This is a genomic window from Mesorhizobium amorphae CCNWGS0123 (genome assembly GCF_001686985.1).
Taxonomy (GTDB): Bacteria; Pseudomonadota; Alphaproteobacteria; order Rhizobiales; family Rhizobiaceae; genus Mesorhizobium; species Mesorhizobium amorphae.
Genome location: NZ_CP015318.1, coordinates 2,704,996 through 2,719,231 on the forward strand (window position 1 = coordinate 2,704,996; position 14,236 = coordinate 2,719,231).

The following is a 14,236-nucleotide window of genomic DNA, read 5'->3' on the forward strand; positions in this document are numbered from 1 at the left end:
CAGATCTCGCGGAGGATCATCAGACCATGCGCAAGAGCATTTCGGTGAAAGGCCTGAGCCACAGGCATCCGGTCCCCAATGCCTGTCGGATCGGCAATATGGTGTTCTCAGGCGCGGTTCACGGGGTGAGCCCGATCACGCACGAATTGCCGTCCGGAATGGCAGATCAGTCCGCCAATGTGTTTGCCAATATGCTTGCCATCATCGAGGCCGCCGGCGGCAGCGTGGAGGACATTATCAAGGTGGAAATCTACCTACGCGACAGCAGCGACAGGAATGCCGTGAACGAAGAATGGCTGCGGATGTTTCCCGATCCGCAGTCGCGTCCGGCCCGGCACGTTCGGCCATTGCCGCCGGATAGCCCGTCTCTGGTGCAATCCGAATTCATTGCCGTCGTCGAGGACGTCGCCTGATCTCAACACCAAAGCTGGTCTGCGGCTGGAAGAGCTATTGATGGGGTAGTTCGTCAGCCGCACCGCGAGTGCCCGCTGCGCGCCGATCCACATTCGATGTTCACGCGAGCCCCCAAGGCGGCGACTTCCGCCGCCCTGTACAAACAGGTCGGAAAATCTGGTCGCTGTTCAGTCCACCGGCCCGAGCAGGATCGATCCGTCAGGCACGCCGGCGTCGATCGGAATCGCCCTGCGGTTCGCCGTAGCCACCATCGGCTGACCGATATTGGCGGTAACGATCACCGGGGTCTTCGAAGGCACGCGGTCGTAGAGATCGATGATGTCCTGGTTGATTAGCCGGACGCAGCCCGAGGATACCGACTTGCCGATCGAGTTCCATTCCGGCGAGCCGTGCAGGCGGTAGAGCGTGTCGACATTGTCGTGGAAGAGATACAGCGCGCGTGCGCCGAGCGGGTTCTTGAGTCCGCCGGGCATGCCACCATTGTCGGCACTGTATTGCTCCAGTTCAGGCTGGCGAGCGACCATTTCGTCCGGCGGCGTCCATTTCGGCCATTTCTGCTTCCACTGGACGACGGCGTCCCCGGCCCATTCGAAGCCGGCACGGCCGAGGCCGACGCCGTAGCGGATCGCCTGGCCGCCCTCACGCACGAGATAGAGGTGGTGGCCAGTCGTATCGACGATGATGGTGCCCGGCTTCTGGCCGGTCGGATCGGGAACGATCTGGCGCAGGAACTGTGGGTCGATCTTCTGGTACGGTATGGCGGGAACCTCGAAGCCTCCATCGCTGATCGGACCGTACATCATCGCATAATCGGACAGGGGCGGCTCGACATAGGCCGGCGGTGGCGGCTCGACCGGCTGCTGCCCGACCGTGCCACAGGCGGAAACCGCGACCGAAGCGGCGCCGAGCGCGGCGGCATTAAGAAAGCCGCGGCGGCTCAGGCGAAGGGAGGACGAATCGGGTGTGAACATGGTCGCCTTTTCTAGGTCTTAGTTTGCAAGAAAGCGTGAATGTACCGAGCGTGCGGTCCACCTAACGGTTGGCGGCGATAGGCGGTTCCGATTCTGGCCTGACAGTGGACAAACAAAGGCAAAGCTGTGACTGCAATGCATCTGTTGCCCAACAGCAACAGGCCGCGTGACAGGCCTTGAACCATGGGCGGGCGCGGTCTCAGCCACCGGTCAGCAGACCTTCTAGAGACGGCAGGATCAGCGACGGCGGAAAGTCCCGGTATTCGTCGGGCTGGTCGGCGCGGTTGATCCAGACGGTGCGGAAGCCGAATTTGGTGGCGCCGGCGACGTCCCAGCGGTTGGAGGACTGGAACGACACCGCAGCCGGGTAGAGACGCCACCCTGTGCTCACCATGTCGTAGACCGACGGGTCGGTCTTGAAGCGCCTGACTTGATCGACCGAAAAGACGTCGTCCAGCACCTGGTCGAGCGCCGCCGACTTGACCGCCGCCTCCAGCATCTCCGGCGAGCCGTTGGAAAGGATGGCGAGCTTTGCGCCCGACGCCTTGAGCGCCTTGAGCACGGCCGGCACCTCCGGGTAGCAGTCGAGACGCCAATAGGCGTCGAGCAGCTTGGTCCGTAGCCCTTTGTCCGCTGAGGGCACCTTGCGAAATGCGAAATCAAGCGCCTGCTCGGTCAGCTCCCAGAAATCGGCATAGGCGCCCATCAGCGTCCTGACCCAGGAATATTCGAGCTGCTTGGCGCGCCAGATTTCGGACAGCAACTGGCCGTCCGGCCCGATCTGGTCGGCATGGCGGCGCACGGCGGCATGCACGTCGAACAACGTGCCGTAGGCGTCGAAAACATAGGCAGCGTGATGCATAGCGACAGTTTTGAGGCGAGCAGGCAAAAGGCGCAAGCATTGATTGCAAGGCGCTCATGCTGGCCTGAACGATTCTCGGCGATGCCGGTTGACGGCGGCCGTCAAAGCATCTTCCTATGCTGCCCCGGAATATCATCCAGGGAAGCAAGCGATGACACTGGCAGCTGCGGCGCAATCCGCGACATGGACCTTCGTCGACGGCGACTGGCATGAGGGCAATGTCGCCATTCTGGGACCGCGCAGTCACGCCATGTGGCTTGGCACCAGCGTCTTCGACGGTGCCCGCTGGTTCGAGGGCGTCGCGCCCGATCTCGAACTTCATGCCGCTCGGGTGAATGCGTCGGCAATCGCGCTTGGCCTGAAACCCACCATGACCACCGACAAGACCGTCGGGCTGACCTGGGACGGGCTGAAGAAGTTCGACGGCAAGACGGCGGTCTACATCAGGCCGATGTACTGGGCCGAGCATGGCGGCTATATGGGCGTGCCGGCCGATCCCGCCTCGACCCGTTTCTGCCTCTGCCTCTACGAATCGCCGATGATCTCGCCGGCGGGCTTTTCGGTCTCGGTGTCGCCGTTCCGGCGTCCGACCATCGAGACCATGCCGACCAACGCCAAGGCCGGCTGCCTCTATCCCAACAACGGCCGTGCCATCCTCGAAGCCAAGATGCGCGGCTTCGACAATGCGCTGGTGCTGGACATGCTGGGCAATGTCGCCGAGACCGGGACCTCGAACATTTTCCTGGTCAAGGACGGTCATGTGATGACGCCGGCCGCGAACGGCACGTTCCTGTCCGGCATCACCCGTTCGCGCACGATAAACCTGCTCGGCGACTACGGTTTCAAGACCACCGAAAAGACACTGTCGGTGCGCGACTTCCTCGAGGCGGACGAGATATTCTCGACCGGCAACCATTCCAAGGTCGTGCCGATCACCCGTATCGAGGAGCGCAACCTGCAGCCGGGGCCGGTGGCCAAGAAGGCGCGCGAACTCTATTGGGACTGGGCGCATTCGACGTCCGCCGCCTGAAGCCGCCAGCCGACTTGCGGCGCCACCGCCCGCCTCGCTTGCCCGCCGTTTGTTTTGACGCAGGGTCCGTTCGCAAAACCGTGTGACAGTTTTCCGGAACCTCTCTAGAAAGGGAACCGGCGCTTCATTCCGGAGTTGTCCCTAATCATTCCAGACCTATGTTAGTCCGGTATCGACACCGGATTTTTCCATGAGGGAGTATCATCCATGGCTTTCGAATTGCCCGCTCTGCCGTACGACTACGAGGCGCTCCAGCCTTACATGTCGAAGGAGACGCTGGAATACCACCACGACAAGCACCACAAGGCCTATGTCGACAACGGCAACAAGCTGGCCGCCGAGGCCGGGATGGGCGACCTGTCGGTCGAGGACGTGGTGAAGCAGTCCTTCGGCAAGAATGCCGGGCTCTTCAACAACGCCGCCCAGCATTACAACCACATCCATTTCTGGAAGTGGATGAAGAAGGGTGGCGGCGGCAACAAGCTGCCGGGCGCGCTGCAGAAGGCCTTCGACAGCGACCTTGGCGGCTACGACAAGTTCAAGGCGGACTTCATCGCCGCCGGCACCACCCAGTTCGGCTCGGGCTGGGCCTGGGTTTCGGTCAAGGACGGCAAGCTGGCGATCTCGAAGACGCCGAATGGCGAGAACCCGCTGGTCCATGGCGCCACGCCGATCCTCGGCGTCGACGTCTGGGAGCACTCCTATTACATCGACTACCGCAATGCCCGGCCTAAGTACCTCGAGGCCTTCGTCGACAGTCTCATCAACTGGGACCACGTCCTCGAACTCTACGAAAAAGCCTGATCGCACTTTCGAAAAGCCCCGACGTCCGGGGCTTTTCTTTTTCGGCGTTTGAAACAACATCCGACAAATAGCGGCCACGGAACGGGAATATTCAGGTCATCCAGGCCGTTGTCGTTCTGTCTCGAACTATCTTCACCCATGGAGCCAATTGAATGAGAAAGCTTGTCATCGCCATCTCTATGCTCGCCTTTGCCGGTTCGGCGGCGTTTGCCGACCCGATCATGGATCGCCAGGCCCTGATGAAGGAACGTGGAAAGATTGCCGGCGGATTGTCGAAAGTGGTCAAGGGTGAGGAGGCTTTCGACTCGGCCGCGGTGCTCACTGCCTTGCAGTCGCTGCAGGCGAATGCCGAGAAAATTGACGTCGATGCCCTCTTCCCGGCCGGCAGCGACAAGGGTGACACCACGGCATCGCCGAAGATCTGGGAAGACACGGCCGGCTTCAAGGCGGCCAACGATAAATATGTCGCCGACGTCAAGGCGGCGGTCGCGGCCGCACCCGCCGATGTCGATGCCCTGAAGGCGCAGTTCAACACAATCGGCGGCGATTGCGGCACCTGCCACGAGGGCTACAGGATCAAGAAGGGCTGACGGCGGGCAATGCCCGTACTGAAAAAGCTCATCGGCGCCGCCCTCGTTCTGGGCGGCGTCGGCGCTGTTGCCGCATGGTTCCTGTCGGCACCGGTCAGGCTCGACGCTGAAACCGTGGCGCAGCTCGGCCGCGGCGATGTGGCCAAGGGCAAACGCATCTTCTATGCCGGAGGCTGTACCTCCTGTCATGCCAAGCCCGGTTCGCAGGGTGAGGCGCGTCTGCAACTGGCCGGCGGTCTCCAGCTCAAGACGCCGTTCGGCATTTTCGTGCCACCAAATATTTCGCAGGATGCCAAGGACGGCATTGGCGCCTGGTCGGAGGAAGACCTGGCCAACGCCATGCTGAAAGGCGTCTCGCCAGGCGGCGAGCACTTCTATCCGGCGTTTCCCTACGCGTCTTACGCCCGCATGAAACCATCTGATATTGCCGACCTCTACGCCTTCCTGAAGACGCTTCCGGCGGTGGCCGGCAAAGCACCGGGCCATACGCTCGGCTTCCCCTTCAACATCCGCCGCGGCATCGGCCTGTGGAAGCTGCTCTATCTCAGCCCGCAGCCGGTGATCGCATTGGCTGAAGGCACGCCGGACAAGGTGATGGCGGGCCGCTATCTGGTCGAGGGGCCAGGCCATTGTGGCGAATGCCACACGCCGCGCGACCTGGCAGGGGGAACGAAGAAGGCCGAGTGGCTGGCGGGCGCGATCGCCGCCGAAGGCAGCGGTATCGTGCCCAACATCACCTCGGGCGAGGGCGGCATCGGCGACTGGTCGGAGGCCGACATCGCCAACTATCTCGAAACCGGTTTCACACCGGATTTCGATTCGGTGGGCGGAGCGATGGTCGACGTGCAGCGAAACATGGCCCAACTGACGCCCGAGGACCGTGCGGCCATCGCCGCCTATCTCAAGGCGGCCCCGCCGCATCCCAATGGCTATCCGGCTCGAAAGAAGCCGGAGAGCTAGTTTTCGACTGGAGCAACTCCGGGAAAAATGCGCAGCGGTTTTCCGCCCGGCTACGGGTGGCGGTCGCCGAGGAAATCGAAGCCGCTGTCGAAGAAGTGATTGTAGTCGCAAGTCAATTCCTCGCCGGGCGCGATGTCGCGCAACGCGTAAGTCTCCTCGGGCGAGGAGACGTCGCAGTTCGGTTCGTCGGCATGGTTCATGTAGCGCGCGTCATCGGCTTCGAAGACGATGTATCCGGGGTTGCGCCGATCAGGATAGGAGTAGCGGTCGAGATAACCCTTCACCGGCCCGGACTCCCCTTCGTAGGTGTCGACCTCGATCAGCCGGTCAAACCGGGGGTCGAGCTTCCAGACCAGCGTGCCGCGTGGAATGTGTTTCTTGGCGAAGACGCCGATGCCCTGGATGGGCGATTTGTCGAGATAGACGTCGACGAGCAGCATGGCGGACCCTTGCGAGATTGCGACTGGCAGGTGCGGCTCTGAAAAAGCCGGGCATTGGGTAGCGCGCGGCGATGGCAATTGCGAGCGGAAAATCAGCGGCGCTTGCCGCTGATTCAAAGCTTCGAAAAAGGTCATGCGCAAATCAAAAAATCATTACCCAAGGCGGGGGCGCATCGCATTCACCCAGCCAGATCGGCCTTGCCGGTCACCTTGAGCGCGAAGGCATAGGTGTAGGCGATCTCCTCCAGCCTGGAAAAGCGCCCGGAGGCGCCGGCATGGCCTGAGTCCATGTTGATCTTGAACAGCACCGGATTGTCGCCGCTCTTGCGCTCGCGCAGCCGCGCCACCCATTTGGCCGGCTCCCAATAGGTGACGCGCGGGTCGGTTAGGCCCGCCAGTGCCAGCACCGGCGGATAGTCGAGCGCGCCGACATTGTCATAGGGCGAATAGGCAGAGATCGTCCGGTAGTCCTCCGCCGATGCGATCGGATTGCCCCATTCCGGCCATTCCGGCGGCGTCAGCGGCAGCGTCGCGTCGAGCATGGTGGTGAGCACATCGACGAACGGAACCTCGGCGACGATGCCGCCAAAACACTCCGGCGCCATGTTGGCGATCGCCCCCATCAACATGCCGCCGGCCGAGCCGCCTTGCGCGACGATACGGTCATGCGCGGTGTAGCGCTCGGCCACGAGATGGCGGGCGCAGGCGATGAAATCCGTGAAGGTGTTCATCTTGTGCTGCCGCTTGCCGTCGTCGTACCAGCCATAGCCCTTGTCCTTGCCGCCGCGGACATGGGCAATCGCATAGACGAAGCCGCGATCGACCAGTGACAGGCAATTGGTGTTGAAGGCGGCCGGCACGGTGATGCCGTAGGAGCCGTAGCCGTAGAGCAGGCAAGGTGCCGTGCCGTCGAGCGGCGTGTCACGGTGATGGATCAGCGAGATCGGCACCAGTTCGCCGTCGGCGGCGGGCGCCATCAGCCGACGCGTGACATAGTGGTCCGGGTCGTGGCCGGACGGTACTTCCTGGGTCTTCAGCAGCACCCGCTCGCGTGTGCGCATGTTGTAGTCGAAGACCTGCGCCGGCGTCGTCATCGACGAATAGGTAAAGCGCATGAACTCGGTGTCGTATTCATAGGATCCGGACAGGCCAAGCGAAAAGGCCTCCTCGTCGAACGAGATGAGATGTTCCTCGCCGCTCTTGCGATCGCGCACGACAATGCGCGGCAAGCCCTCCTTGCGCTCGAGACGGACCATATGGTCCTTGAAGCCGATCACCGACAGGATCAGCCGGCCGGCTTCGTGCGGGACCAGCTCCTGCCAGTTGGCGCGCACCGGATCGCTGGCCGGCGCCGTCATGATCTTGAAGTCCTTGGCGCCGTCGGCGTTGGTCAGGATGAAGAAGAGGTCGCCGCCTTCCTCGAGATCGTATTGCAGCCCGCTCTCGCGCGGCGCCACCAGCTTCGGCTCGGCAAGCGGATCGCCGGCGCGCATCAGCCGGTATTCGGATGTCTCGTGATCGTTGATGCCGATCAGGATCCATTCATTGGAGCGCGTGCCGCCGACATCCATGAAGAAGCCGGGATCGGTTTCCTCATAGACCAGCCGGTCGTTTTCGGTTCCGTCGCCAAGCGCATGGAACACCACCTTCGACGGGCGATGGTTGGAATCGAGGCGGGTGTAGAAGAAGCCGCCGTCGCCGGCATCCCAGACACCGCCGCCGCCCGTGTCGGGGATCTGATCCGTCAGTTCCTTGCCGCTGGCGAGATCGCGTACGCGAAGCGTGAAGAATTCAGAGCCCTTGTCGTCGAACGCCCATAGCAGCTTCCCGTGGTCGGCCGAATGGTCGACGCCGCCGAGCCTGAAATAGGCCTTGCCCTCGGCTTCGGCGTCGCCATCGAGCAGGATCTGCTCGTCGCCGCCATCGCGCGGCGTGCGGAAATAGCGCGGCTGCTCGCCGCCGAGCTTGAAGGACGAGCCGTAGGCGTAAGCGCCATCCTTCATCGGCACGGTGGAGTCGTCTTCCTTGATGCGTCCCTTCATCTCCGTGAAGAGCCGCTTCCGCAGCGGGGCCAAGTCGGCCGTCAGCGTTGCCTGGTAGGCGTTCTCGGCTTCGAGATGAGCGCGGATGTCGCCGTCGAGCAGGGAAGGGTCCCTGAACATCGCCTGCCAGTTGTCGGCGCGCAGCCAGCCATAGTCGTCGGTGCGGGTGAAACCATGATGCGTGTCGAAGACGGTCCGTTTCTCGGGCTGCGGCGGGCTGGCGGTCGGAAAGGCTGGTGTCCTGGTCATTGCGTCTCGCTGGGAAGTTGTTTGAATGGCACTCGCTGGGAAGTTGTTTGAATGGCAAATGAACACGCCGATCAGCACCGGTTCAAGGGCAGGACGGCAGGATCAGGGTGGCACTCAGGAGATGGGCCGGAGGAGAGATGATGAAGTTCTATGTTCGCACCGCTGCGGCTCTTGCCGTTGCTTCGACTGTTCTGGCCTTCACCGGTCAGTCTCATGCAACCGTCTTCGCGGCTTGGCAAGTGGCCAACGTGCCGTTCGGCGACACGCTCAACGCGCGCAAATATCCATCAGGTGAATCGCAGAAGCAGGCTGCCTATCCCAACGGGACAGTCTTGCAGATGACCGGCAAATGCACCGGCGGCATAAACCTGCTTGATATTGCCGGCCAGCCACACTGGAAGCAGGAACAGAAGATCCGCTATCGCTGGTGCGAAATCTGGCATGACCCGGCGCAGAACGGCCATTTCGTCACTGGCTGGGTCTATGGGAAGTACATCACGCCCCGTTGACCGGCCCTGGTTCCCTGCCGCTCAGGTCACGCGCACCAGTAACGCACTGCAACCCATGATTTCATTAGGATCGGGAAACCTTTCGACCTGTTTCCGGTCAAGCAAAGCCGAAGCATTACGCTTCTTTTAGCTGTTGCTGCTGATGTAACGGGGACCTGACGTCGCGTCAGCCGCGCTGGTCTGGCCGAAAAAATCTCGCTAAGTTACACATCGCACGAAAGTTTGAAGCTGAACGGCGAATATTTGATTATTATCGCTGAATATAGCGCAATATGCGAATTGACTTACTTGGTTCATAGGCTCATTAAGATTCCCCGACGCGAATCGCAGGGTCTCTCACCTGCAAGAAAATTCGCGCGATGCCCTGCCAAAAAAGGGCGCAGTTAGAAACAACTCTCGTTGGGGTCTGAATATGATGGATATCGTCGAAACACCTTCCAGAAACAGTGATGCGCTGATCGAGCTGACCGCCGATGTGGTGGCCGCTTATGTCAGCAACAATCCCGTGCCGGTCGGCGAACTGCCGAACCTTATCGCCGATGTCCATGCCGCTCTCGGGCGCGTGGGCGGAACCGCCGAGGCACCTGTCGCCGACAAGCAGAAGCCTGCGGTGAACCCGAAGCGCTCCGTCCATGACGACTACATCGTCTGTCTTGAGGACGGCAAGAAATTCAAGTCGCTGAAGCGCCACCTGATGACCCACTACAATCTGACGCCCGATGAGTACCGCGAGAAGTGGGGCCTGGACGCAAGTTATCCGATGGTTGCTCCCAACTATGCCGCGGCCCGCTCGCAGCTTGCCAAGAAGATGGGTCTTGGCCGCAAGCGCAAGGGCCGCTGATATTGGCACTTTGCTGATTTCGTTTCGACGACAAACGGCGCCTGTGTGGGCGCCGTTTTGCTTTGAAGGCCGGCGCTGATGTGCAGCTCAATCGCCCGACCCTGCGACGGCCAGCCTTCCCAAAATCCGACTTGTCCGGTTAGGCGGTCAGCTTCAGCGCCGCATCGGCGTCGCGCTTGATGCGCTTGACCATCGAGCGGAGGCCGTTGGCGCGCTGCGGCGACAGGTGCTCGTCGAGGCCGAGGCCCTTCAGCGTCGCTTCCGCGTCGGTCGCCCGGATTTCGCTCGCCGGCCGTCCCGAAAACAGCGCCAGCATGATGGCGACCAGGCCGCGCACGATATGGGCGTCGGAATCGCCCTTGAAAGAGATGACCGGATCGACGCCCGGTTCCTGTTCGGTGGTCAGCCAGACCTGGCTGACGCAGCCCGGCACCTTGTTGGCGGGGGTACGCTCGGCATCGGGAAATGGCGGCAGCGCTTCGCCCAGTTCGATCACATAGCGATAACGGTCTTCCCACTCGTCGAGGAGGGAAAAGTCGTCGCGGATCGTCTGGATCGTCGTCGTCATCATACCGGATATAGTCATCCGGCACTGTCGCGTCACGGAAAAAGAAGAAAAACACCGCAGGCGTCGAGAGGTCGGACGCGCCTGCGGTGTCGCCAAGATCTGCGGCAGGAAAAGGTCTCAGTTGGTCGTCGGCAGTCTTGCCGGTATCTCTACTGTCGCCGGCAGGACGATAGTCTCGGCCACACTGCCGGTGGCAACCGTGGTGTCGGGTCCGGCAGCCTGCTGATCGCTTGCCTGCTGGTCGTCCAGCATGGCGGCCGCGATCTTGGCGGTCTCCTTGGCCCGGGCGGTAATCGTGTGCATGGCGGACTTGCCGGTCTCGCAGACATCGGGTTTGCGCTCGCAAATGCCGGCGATGTCGCCGACCGCTTCGCGCGCCGCAAACAGGGCCTGGATAGGCCCGACGCTCTCGTGACCGGCCTCGTCGGTGCCGACATTCAGCGGCAGCGCCAGCAGCACCAGCGAGAACCAGAAAGCCGCCCTTATAAGAAAGCCCATCGCAATGCCCTCTCGTCCGTGACCGGATCATGCATCCGTCGGCATGACCTCTTTTATGGGCAGTATGGTGGCACACCCGCGCAAAGGACGGCTTGCGCCGAAACCGAAGATTTTCCTCAAATTTTAGGCAAATTCGAAACGATTGGTTTTGCAATCGATTTGACTTGAAAGTTGTCGATTTTGTTCATCAAGCAATAACCATCCATCTGTTTGATTTTTATGTATATTCTCGGGAGCGGAGTGACGCTGCCGGCCAAGGCCGAAGGCACGGCGGCGCCCGATCCGCATAACGCTCCATTTACCATGACGGCAGATCGCCGGGCTTTGCCGTGCCGGCGTCCCGATATTTGCCGCGGGCCTGGCGTCGGTCGGGTCCTGCCTTATCCATTCCTTAAACGCTCAATGAGAGTTTCAGATCAATAAGGGCGACCTGCAAAAAGCAGGGCAATTCACGACCGGGTGCGAGTGCGTTGAGTTCGATTACGGCCAGATACGTCGAATTGCCTGGCGCGATAGCGGCCGGCTGCGAACGTATGGTTCATCCGACCATCACCGTGCCGGATGAGCGCTTGCGCCAGCGCCGGTTCATCGGCGTCATGCTGGCAGCCCCCTTCCTTGCCGCAGGCGCCGCGGTGACGCTGGTAACCTCCAGCCTGGGCGCGGCCGTCACCGTGGCTGCGATCTTCGCTACCTTCGGCCTGTGCTGGTTCGCCGCCTTGCTGGTCGCCGCGACGGGGCGGATGGCCTTGGCCGGCCAGGCGGCGCTCGCGATGGGCGGCCTCGTGCTTGCCGGCGCGACCTTTGCTGCCGGCGGCCTGGCCTCGCCGATTGCCCTGCTCGCACTGGCATTGCCATTCGAGGCCTGGTGGATCGGCGGATCGCGGCGCGCTGGCTGGTGGGGCGCGCTATGCGCTTTCGCAGCGATCCTGCTGCAGCCCTTTGCCGGCTCCATCCTGCCGCTCGGCGCGACGGAAATCGCGGCCTGGCACTGGCTGCTGCCGCTGGCCTGGGCGTTGACGCTGGCTGTGCGGCTGACGGCGCTGCGCAACCCGGCAAACGCTGGGCATGCAACCCCTGCCGGCGACCATCTCGAGGATATGATCGATGCGGTCGTCCTGCGCGTTGCCAGGCATGGCGAGGTGCTGGATGCCTCGGCCAGGGCGCGCAGCATTCTGAAGCTGCCGCCGGAGCTTCTGTTCGGCGCCGGCCTGTTCGAGCGCGTCCATCTTTCCGACCGCGTCGCCTACCTCAGCGCGCTCGCCGACATGCGCGACGGGGCTGTGGCGCGGCGGGTCGACCTGCGCGTCCGGCTGCCGCGCGACGGCGCTTCGTCCGACAATTTCAGGCCGTTCCGCCTCGACCTGATGCGGGCCGACCATCAGCAGGATGCGTTCACGCTGCTGCTGCGCGAAAACGACGACGTCGCCGGGCTGCGCGAAGAGCTTGCGGCGGCAAAAGAGGCGACCGCGGCCGCCGAAGTGGCCAAGGGCCGCTTCCTGGCGGTGGTCAGCCACGAGCTTCGCACGCCTTTGAATGCCATCATCGGCTTTTCCGACATGCTGCTGCATGAGATGTTCGGCGCCTTCAAGGATCCGCGCCAGAAGGAATATGTCGGCCTGGTCAGGGACTCCGGCCAGCATCTGCTCGGCGTCGTCACCTCGATTCTCGATGTCTCCAGGATCGAGGCCGGCGCCTACGCGACCGAGCCGGAACCGTTCCGCTTCGTCGAAGCGGTCGACATGTGCCGGTCGATGATGCAGTTGCAGGCCGAGGCCAAGAGCATCCGCCTTACGACGCAGATCGCCTCCGACTCTGGCGAGATCAATGCCGATCGCCGCGCCGTGCAGCAGATCCTGATCAACCTCGTCTCCAACGCCATCAAGTTCACGCCCGACGGCGGCGATGTCTTGGTCGGCGCCAAGCGGGTTGGCTCGCGGCTGCATTTCTGGGTCAGCGACACCGGCATCGGCATTGCCGAGGAGGATTTTGAAAATCTCTGCAAGCCGTTCATGCAGATCCAGAACGACTATACGCGCCGCTTCGAGGGAACCGGTCTCGGCCTGTCGCTGGTCAAGGGCCTGGTGGCGCTGCACGACGGCACGATGTCGATCGAGAGCGTGCTGGGCGAGGGCACCACGGTGACGATCAGCCTGCCGGTGAACGGGCCGAAGGGACGTTCGAAGGGCAAGGACGGCGGCGTGCTGGCGATGCCCGCGGTGATGACGAAGGGGGACAGGAATGGCTCGCTCCGCAAAACAGGCTAAGGCGGTCAAGCGCCGCGGCAGTGCCTTCGAGGACGGCGCGATGGCCGTCGGCGGCATGATCTCGCGCAACCCTGTCCTGGTCGGCGGCTCGACCGCCTTCCTGGTCACGTTGTTCTACGTCTCGGCCAATGCGCTCTGGTACCAGCCGTTTCCGCATGCCGGCGCCTTCTTTGCCACCAGGAGCATCGAGGACTTTCCGCGCACAGGCTCGGACGAGCCCGAAACCACCATCAACATCGTGCGTCCGGCGCCGGTCAAAAGCGACCCGACAATCGAAGAGGTCCAGGGCATATTGAAGGACCTCGATTTCTACTCCGGCACCGTCGACGGCATTTCCGGTCCCAACACGCGAAAAGCCATCCAGGCCTACCAGCAGAAAGTCGGTCTGCCGGCCTCGGGCGAAATCGACGCCGTACTGCTCGATCAGCTCGGCGCCAGGCAGACGACGGCGGGCATTCCTCATCCGGTGCCGCGGCCCGTGGACACCGCTGCCGCTCCAGCCGACTCCGATCCGACGCCCGCACCCATCCCGGCGTCAGCGCCGGCCAATGCAGAGGCGCAGGCGCCCGATGCCCGTATCGTCAAGATCCAGGCCGGGCTCAAGGCCTTCGGCAATGACGACATGCAGCTCGATGGCGTCGTCGGCGCCCGCACCAAGGCGGCGATCAAGGAATTCCAGTCGCTCTTCGGCCTGCCCGAAACCGGCGAGCCCGACGAACTCGTCTACGTCAAGATGCGCGAGATCGGCCTGACCAACTGACCATGGGGGCAGTGGCTGACCGAACCGTTCCTGTTTCCGGCGCGATGCTGTAAGGAGCCGCGCATGTCGACCGGGAACCTTCCATGCGTGTAACCACTGATCTATGGGTGTCGGCCCTGTTGCGCCGGGTGTTTGCCGCTGGCGGTTTTGCCGCCGTGGTCAAGCGCGGTGCGGCCGAGGCCGGCGCCGTCTTCGTGTTTGCGCGGAGCAGGCTGGGTGAGGTCGCCCTGTTCGGGCCGGCGCCGCAGACAAGCTACGATTCGGCGAAGCCCGACGACCGCTTCTTCACCTTGCTCGGTTCGGGCGACGATGCCGCAATGCTCGACGCCAGGCTGGAGCGGGAGAAGAAATTCGATCCTGATATCTGGGTGGTCGAGATCGAGGCCGGCGCCGTTCCGGTCGAGGAACTGCTTTCGGTCAAGACGGACTAAGGC

At 62.6% G+C, this 14,236-nt stretch carries 16 protein-coding genes; 10 read left to right on the top strand and 6 right to left on the bottom strand.

Annotated elements, in window-relative coordinates; translation table 11 throughout:
- Positions 1-26 precede the first annotated feature (26 nt).
- Positions 27-413: a RidA family protein gene (locus A6B35_RS12490; protein WP_006199686.1), complete on the top strand. Its 387-nt coding sequence runs from the start codon at positions 27-29 to the stop codon at positions 411-413.
- Between the two features lie 168 nt (positions 414-581).
- Here the strand turns inward: A6B35_RS12490 and A6B35_RS12495 are convergent, their stop codons facing one another.
- Positions 582-1,385, bottom strand: coding sequence for a L,D-transpeptidase (locus A6B35_RS12495; protein WP_006199687.1), 804 nt, complete (start codon positions 1,383-1,385; stop codon positions 582-584).
- A gap of 199 nt (positions 1,386-1,584) precedes the next feature.
- On the bottom strand, positions 1,585-2,247 hold the full coding sequence (locus A6B35_RS12500; protein ID WP_006199688.1) for a haloacid dehalogenase type II: 663 nt from the start codon (positions 2,245-2,247) through the stop codon (positions 1,585-1,587).
- A 151-nt stretch (positions 2,248-2,398) separates the two neighbouring features.
- On the opposite strand from A6B35_RS12500, the gene A6B35_RS12505 reads away from it, so the two are divergent.
- From A6B35_RS12505 to A6B35_RS12520, 4 genes are all read left to right on the top strand, one after another.
- Complete coding sequence (locus A6B35_RS12505; RefSeq protein WP_006199689.1) at positions 2,399-3,277, top strand: branched-chain amino acid aminotransferase; 879 nt, start codon at positions 2,399-2,401, stop codon at positions 3,275-3,277.
- Between the two features lie 207 nt (positions 3,278-3,484).
- Entirely contained in the window at positions 3,485-4,081 is a 597-nt protein-coding gene (locus A6B35_RS12510) for a superoxide dismutase (RefSeq protein ID WP_006199690.1), read from the top strand.
- Between the two features lie 152 nt (positions 4,082-4,233).
- On the top strand, positions 4,234-4,671 hold the full coding sequence (locus A6B35_RS12515) for a c-type cytochrome (RefSeq protein ID WP_006199691.1): 438 nt from the start codon (positions 4,234-4,236) through the stop codon (positions 4,669-4,671).
- 9 nt (positions 4,672-4,680) lie between these two features.
- A complete protein-coding gene (locus tag A6B35_RS12520; protein ID WP_006199692.1) occupies positions 4,681-5,631 on the top strand; it encodes a c-type cytochrome in 951 nt (316 codons plus the stop codon).
- 50 nt (positions 5,632-5,681) lie between these two features.
- On the opposite strand, the gene A6B35_RS12525 is transcribed toward A6B35_RS12520, so the two are convergent.
- A complete protein-coding gene (locus A6B35_RS12525) occupies positions 5,682-6,071 on the bottom strand; it encodes an SET domain-containing protein (RefSeq protein WP_040581859.1) in 390 nt (129 codons plus the stop codon).
- 179 nt (positions 6,072-6,250) lie between these two features.
- On the bottom strand, positions 6,251-8,362 hold the full coding sequence (locus A6B35_RS12530; RefSeq protein ID WP_006199694.1) for a S9 family peptidase: 2,112 nt from the start codon (positions 8,360-8,362) through the stop codon (positions 6,251-6,253).
- A gap of 137 nt (positions 8,363-8,499) precedes the next feature.
- On the opposite strand from A6B35_RS12530, the gene A6B35_RS12535 reads away from it, so the two are divergent.
- Together A6B35_RS12535 and A6B35_RS12540 are read left to right on the top strand one after the other, a co-directional pair.
- Positions 8,500-8,871 (top strand): SH3 domain-containing protein, encoded by a 372-nt coding sequence (locus A6B35_RS12535; protein ID WP_006199695.1) that lies wholly within the window; start codon positions 8,500-8,502, stop codon positions 8,869-8,871.
- Between the two features lie 415 nt (positions 8,872-9,286).
- The gene (locus A6B35_RS12540) at positions 9,287-9,712 is read left to right on the top strand and encodes a Ros/MucR family transcriptional regulator (protein ID WP_040581861.1); all 426 of its coding nucleotides are present in this window, start codon (positions 9,287-9,289) and stop codon (positions 9,710-9,712) included.
- Between the two features lie 139 nt (positions 9,713-9,851).
- Here the strand turns inward: A6B35_RS12540 and A6B35_RS12545 are convergent, their stop codons facing one another.
- Together A6B35_RS12545 and A6B35_RS12550 are read right to left on the bottom strand one after the other, a co-directional pair.
- Positions 9,852-10,280, bottom strand: a complete 429-nt coding sequence (locus A6B35_RS12545) for a SufE family protein (RefSeq protein WP_006199697.1) — start codon at positions 10,278-10,280, stop codon at positions 9,852-9,854.
- Between the two features lie 117 nt (positions 10,281-10,397).
- The gene (locus tag A6B35_RS12550; protein ID WP_006199698.1) at positions 10,398-10,778 is read right to left on the bottom strand and encodes a DUF5330 domain-containing protein; all 381 of its coding nucleotides are present in this window, start codon (positions 10,776-10,778) and stop codon (positions 10,398-10,400) included.
- Between the two features lie 533 nt (positions 10,779-11,311).
- On the opposite strand from A6B35_RS12550, the gene A6B35_RS12555 reads away from it, so the two are divergent.
- From A6B35_RS12555 to A6B35_RS12565, 3 genes are all read left to right on the top strand, one after another.
- Positions 11,312-13,042 (top strand): ATP-binding protein, encoded by a 1,731-nt coding sequence (locus tag A6B35_RS12555; RefSeq protein WP_006199699.1) that lies wholly within the window; start codon positions 11,312-11,314, stop codon positions 13,040-13,042.
- Positions 13,017-13,802: a peptidoglycan-binding domain-containing protein gene (locus tag A6B35_RS12560; protein ID WP_006199700.1), complete on the top strand. Its 786-nt coding sequence runs from the start codon at positions 13,017-13,019 to the stop codon at positions 13,800-13,802. Before A6B35_RS12555 ends, A6B35_RS12560 begins: the two co-directional genes overlap by 26 nt.
- A gap of 83 nt (positions 13,803-13,885) precedes the next feature.
- Complete coding sequence (locus tag A6B35_RS12565; RefSeq protein WP_006199701.1) at positions 13,886-14,233, top strand: DUF1491 family protein; 348 nt, start codon at positions 13,886-13,888, stop codon at positions 14,231-14,233.
- The last annotated feature ends 3 nt before the right edge of the window (positions 14,234-14,236 follow it).

Excerpts from the sequence above, each read along its gene's own strand:
- A6B35_RS12560 (WP_006199700.1), top strand. The coding sequence starts at position 13,017 with ATGGCTCGCTCCGCAAAACAGGCTAAGGCGGTCAAGCGCCGCGGCAGT.
- A6B35_RS12490 (WP_006199686.1), top strand. The coding sequence starts at position 27 with ATGCGCAAGAGCATTTCGGTGAAAGGCCTGAGCCACAGGCATCCGGTC.
- A6B35_RS12565 (WP_006199701.1), top strand. The coding sequence starts at position 13,886 with ATGCGTGTAACCACTGATCTATGGGTGTCGGCCCTGTTGCGCCGGGTG.
- A6B35_RS12495 (WP_006199687.1), bottom strand. The coding sequence starts at position 1,385 with ATGTTCACACCCGATTCGTCCTCCCTTCGCCTGAGCCGCCGCGGCTTT.
- A6B35_RS12515 (WP_006199691.1), top strand. The coding sequence starts at position 4,234 with ATGAGAAAGCTTGTCATCGCCATCTCTATGCTCGCCTTTGCCGGTTCG.
- A6B35_RS12530 (WP_006199694.1), bottom strand. The coding sequence starts at position 8,362 with ATGACCAGGACACCAGCCTTTCCGACCGCCAGCCCGCCGCAGCCCGAG.
- A6B35_RS12550 (WP_006199698.1), bottom strand. The coding sequence starts at position 10,778 with ATGGGCTTTCTTATAAGGGCGGCTTTCTGGTTCTCGCTGGTGCTGCTG.
- A6B35_RS12505 (WP_006199689.1), top strand. The coding sequence starts at position 2,399 with ATGACACTGGCAGCTGCGGCGCAATCCGCGACATGGACCTTCGTCGAC.
- A6B35_RS12545 (WP_006199697.1), bottom strand. The coding sequence starts at position 10,280 with ATGACGACGACGATCCAGACGATCCGCGACGACTTTTCCCTCCTCGAC.
- A6B35_RS12540 (WP_040581861.1), top strand. The coding sequence starts at position 9,287 with ATGGATATCGTCGAAACACCTTCCAGAAACAGTGATGCGCTGATCGAG.
- A6B35_RS12535 (WP_006199695.1), top strand. The coding sequence starts at position 8,500 with ATGATGAAGTTCTATGTTCGCACCGCTGCGGCTCTTGCCGTTGCTTCG.
- A6B35_RS12525 (WP_040581859.1), bottom strand. The coding sequence starts at position 6,071 with ATGCTGCTCGTCGACGTCTATCTCGACAAATCGCCCATCCAGGGCATC.
- A6B35_RS12555 (WP_006199699.1), top strand. The coding sequence starts at position 11,312 with ATGGTTCATCCGACCATCACCGTGCCGGATGAGCGCTTGCGCCAGCGC.
- A6B35_RS12500 (WP_006199688.1), bottom strand. The coding sequence starts at position 2,247 with ATGCATCACGCTGCCTATGTTTTCGACGCCTACGGCACGTTGTTCGAC.
- A6B35_RS12520 (WP_006199692.1), top strand. The coding sequence starts at position 4,681 with ATGCCCGTACTGAAAAAGCTCATCGGCGCCGCCCTCGTTCTGGGCGGC.
- A6B35_RS12510 (WP_006199690.1), top strand. The coding sequence starts at position 3,485 with ATGGCTTTCGAATTGCCCGCTCTGCCGTACGACTACGAGGCGCTCCAG.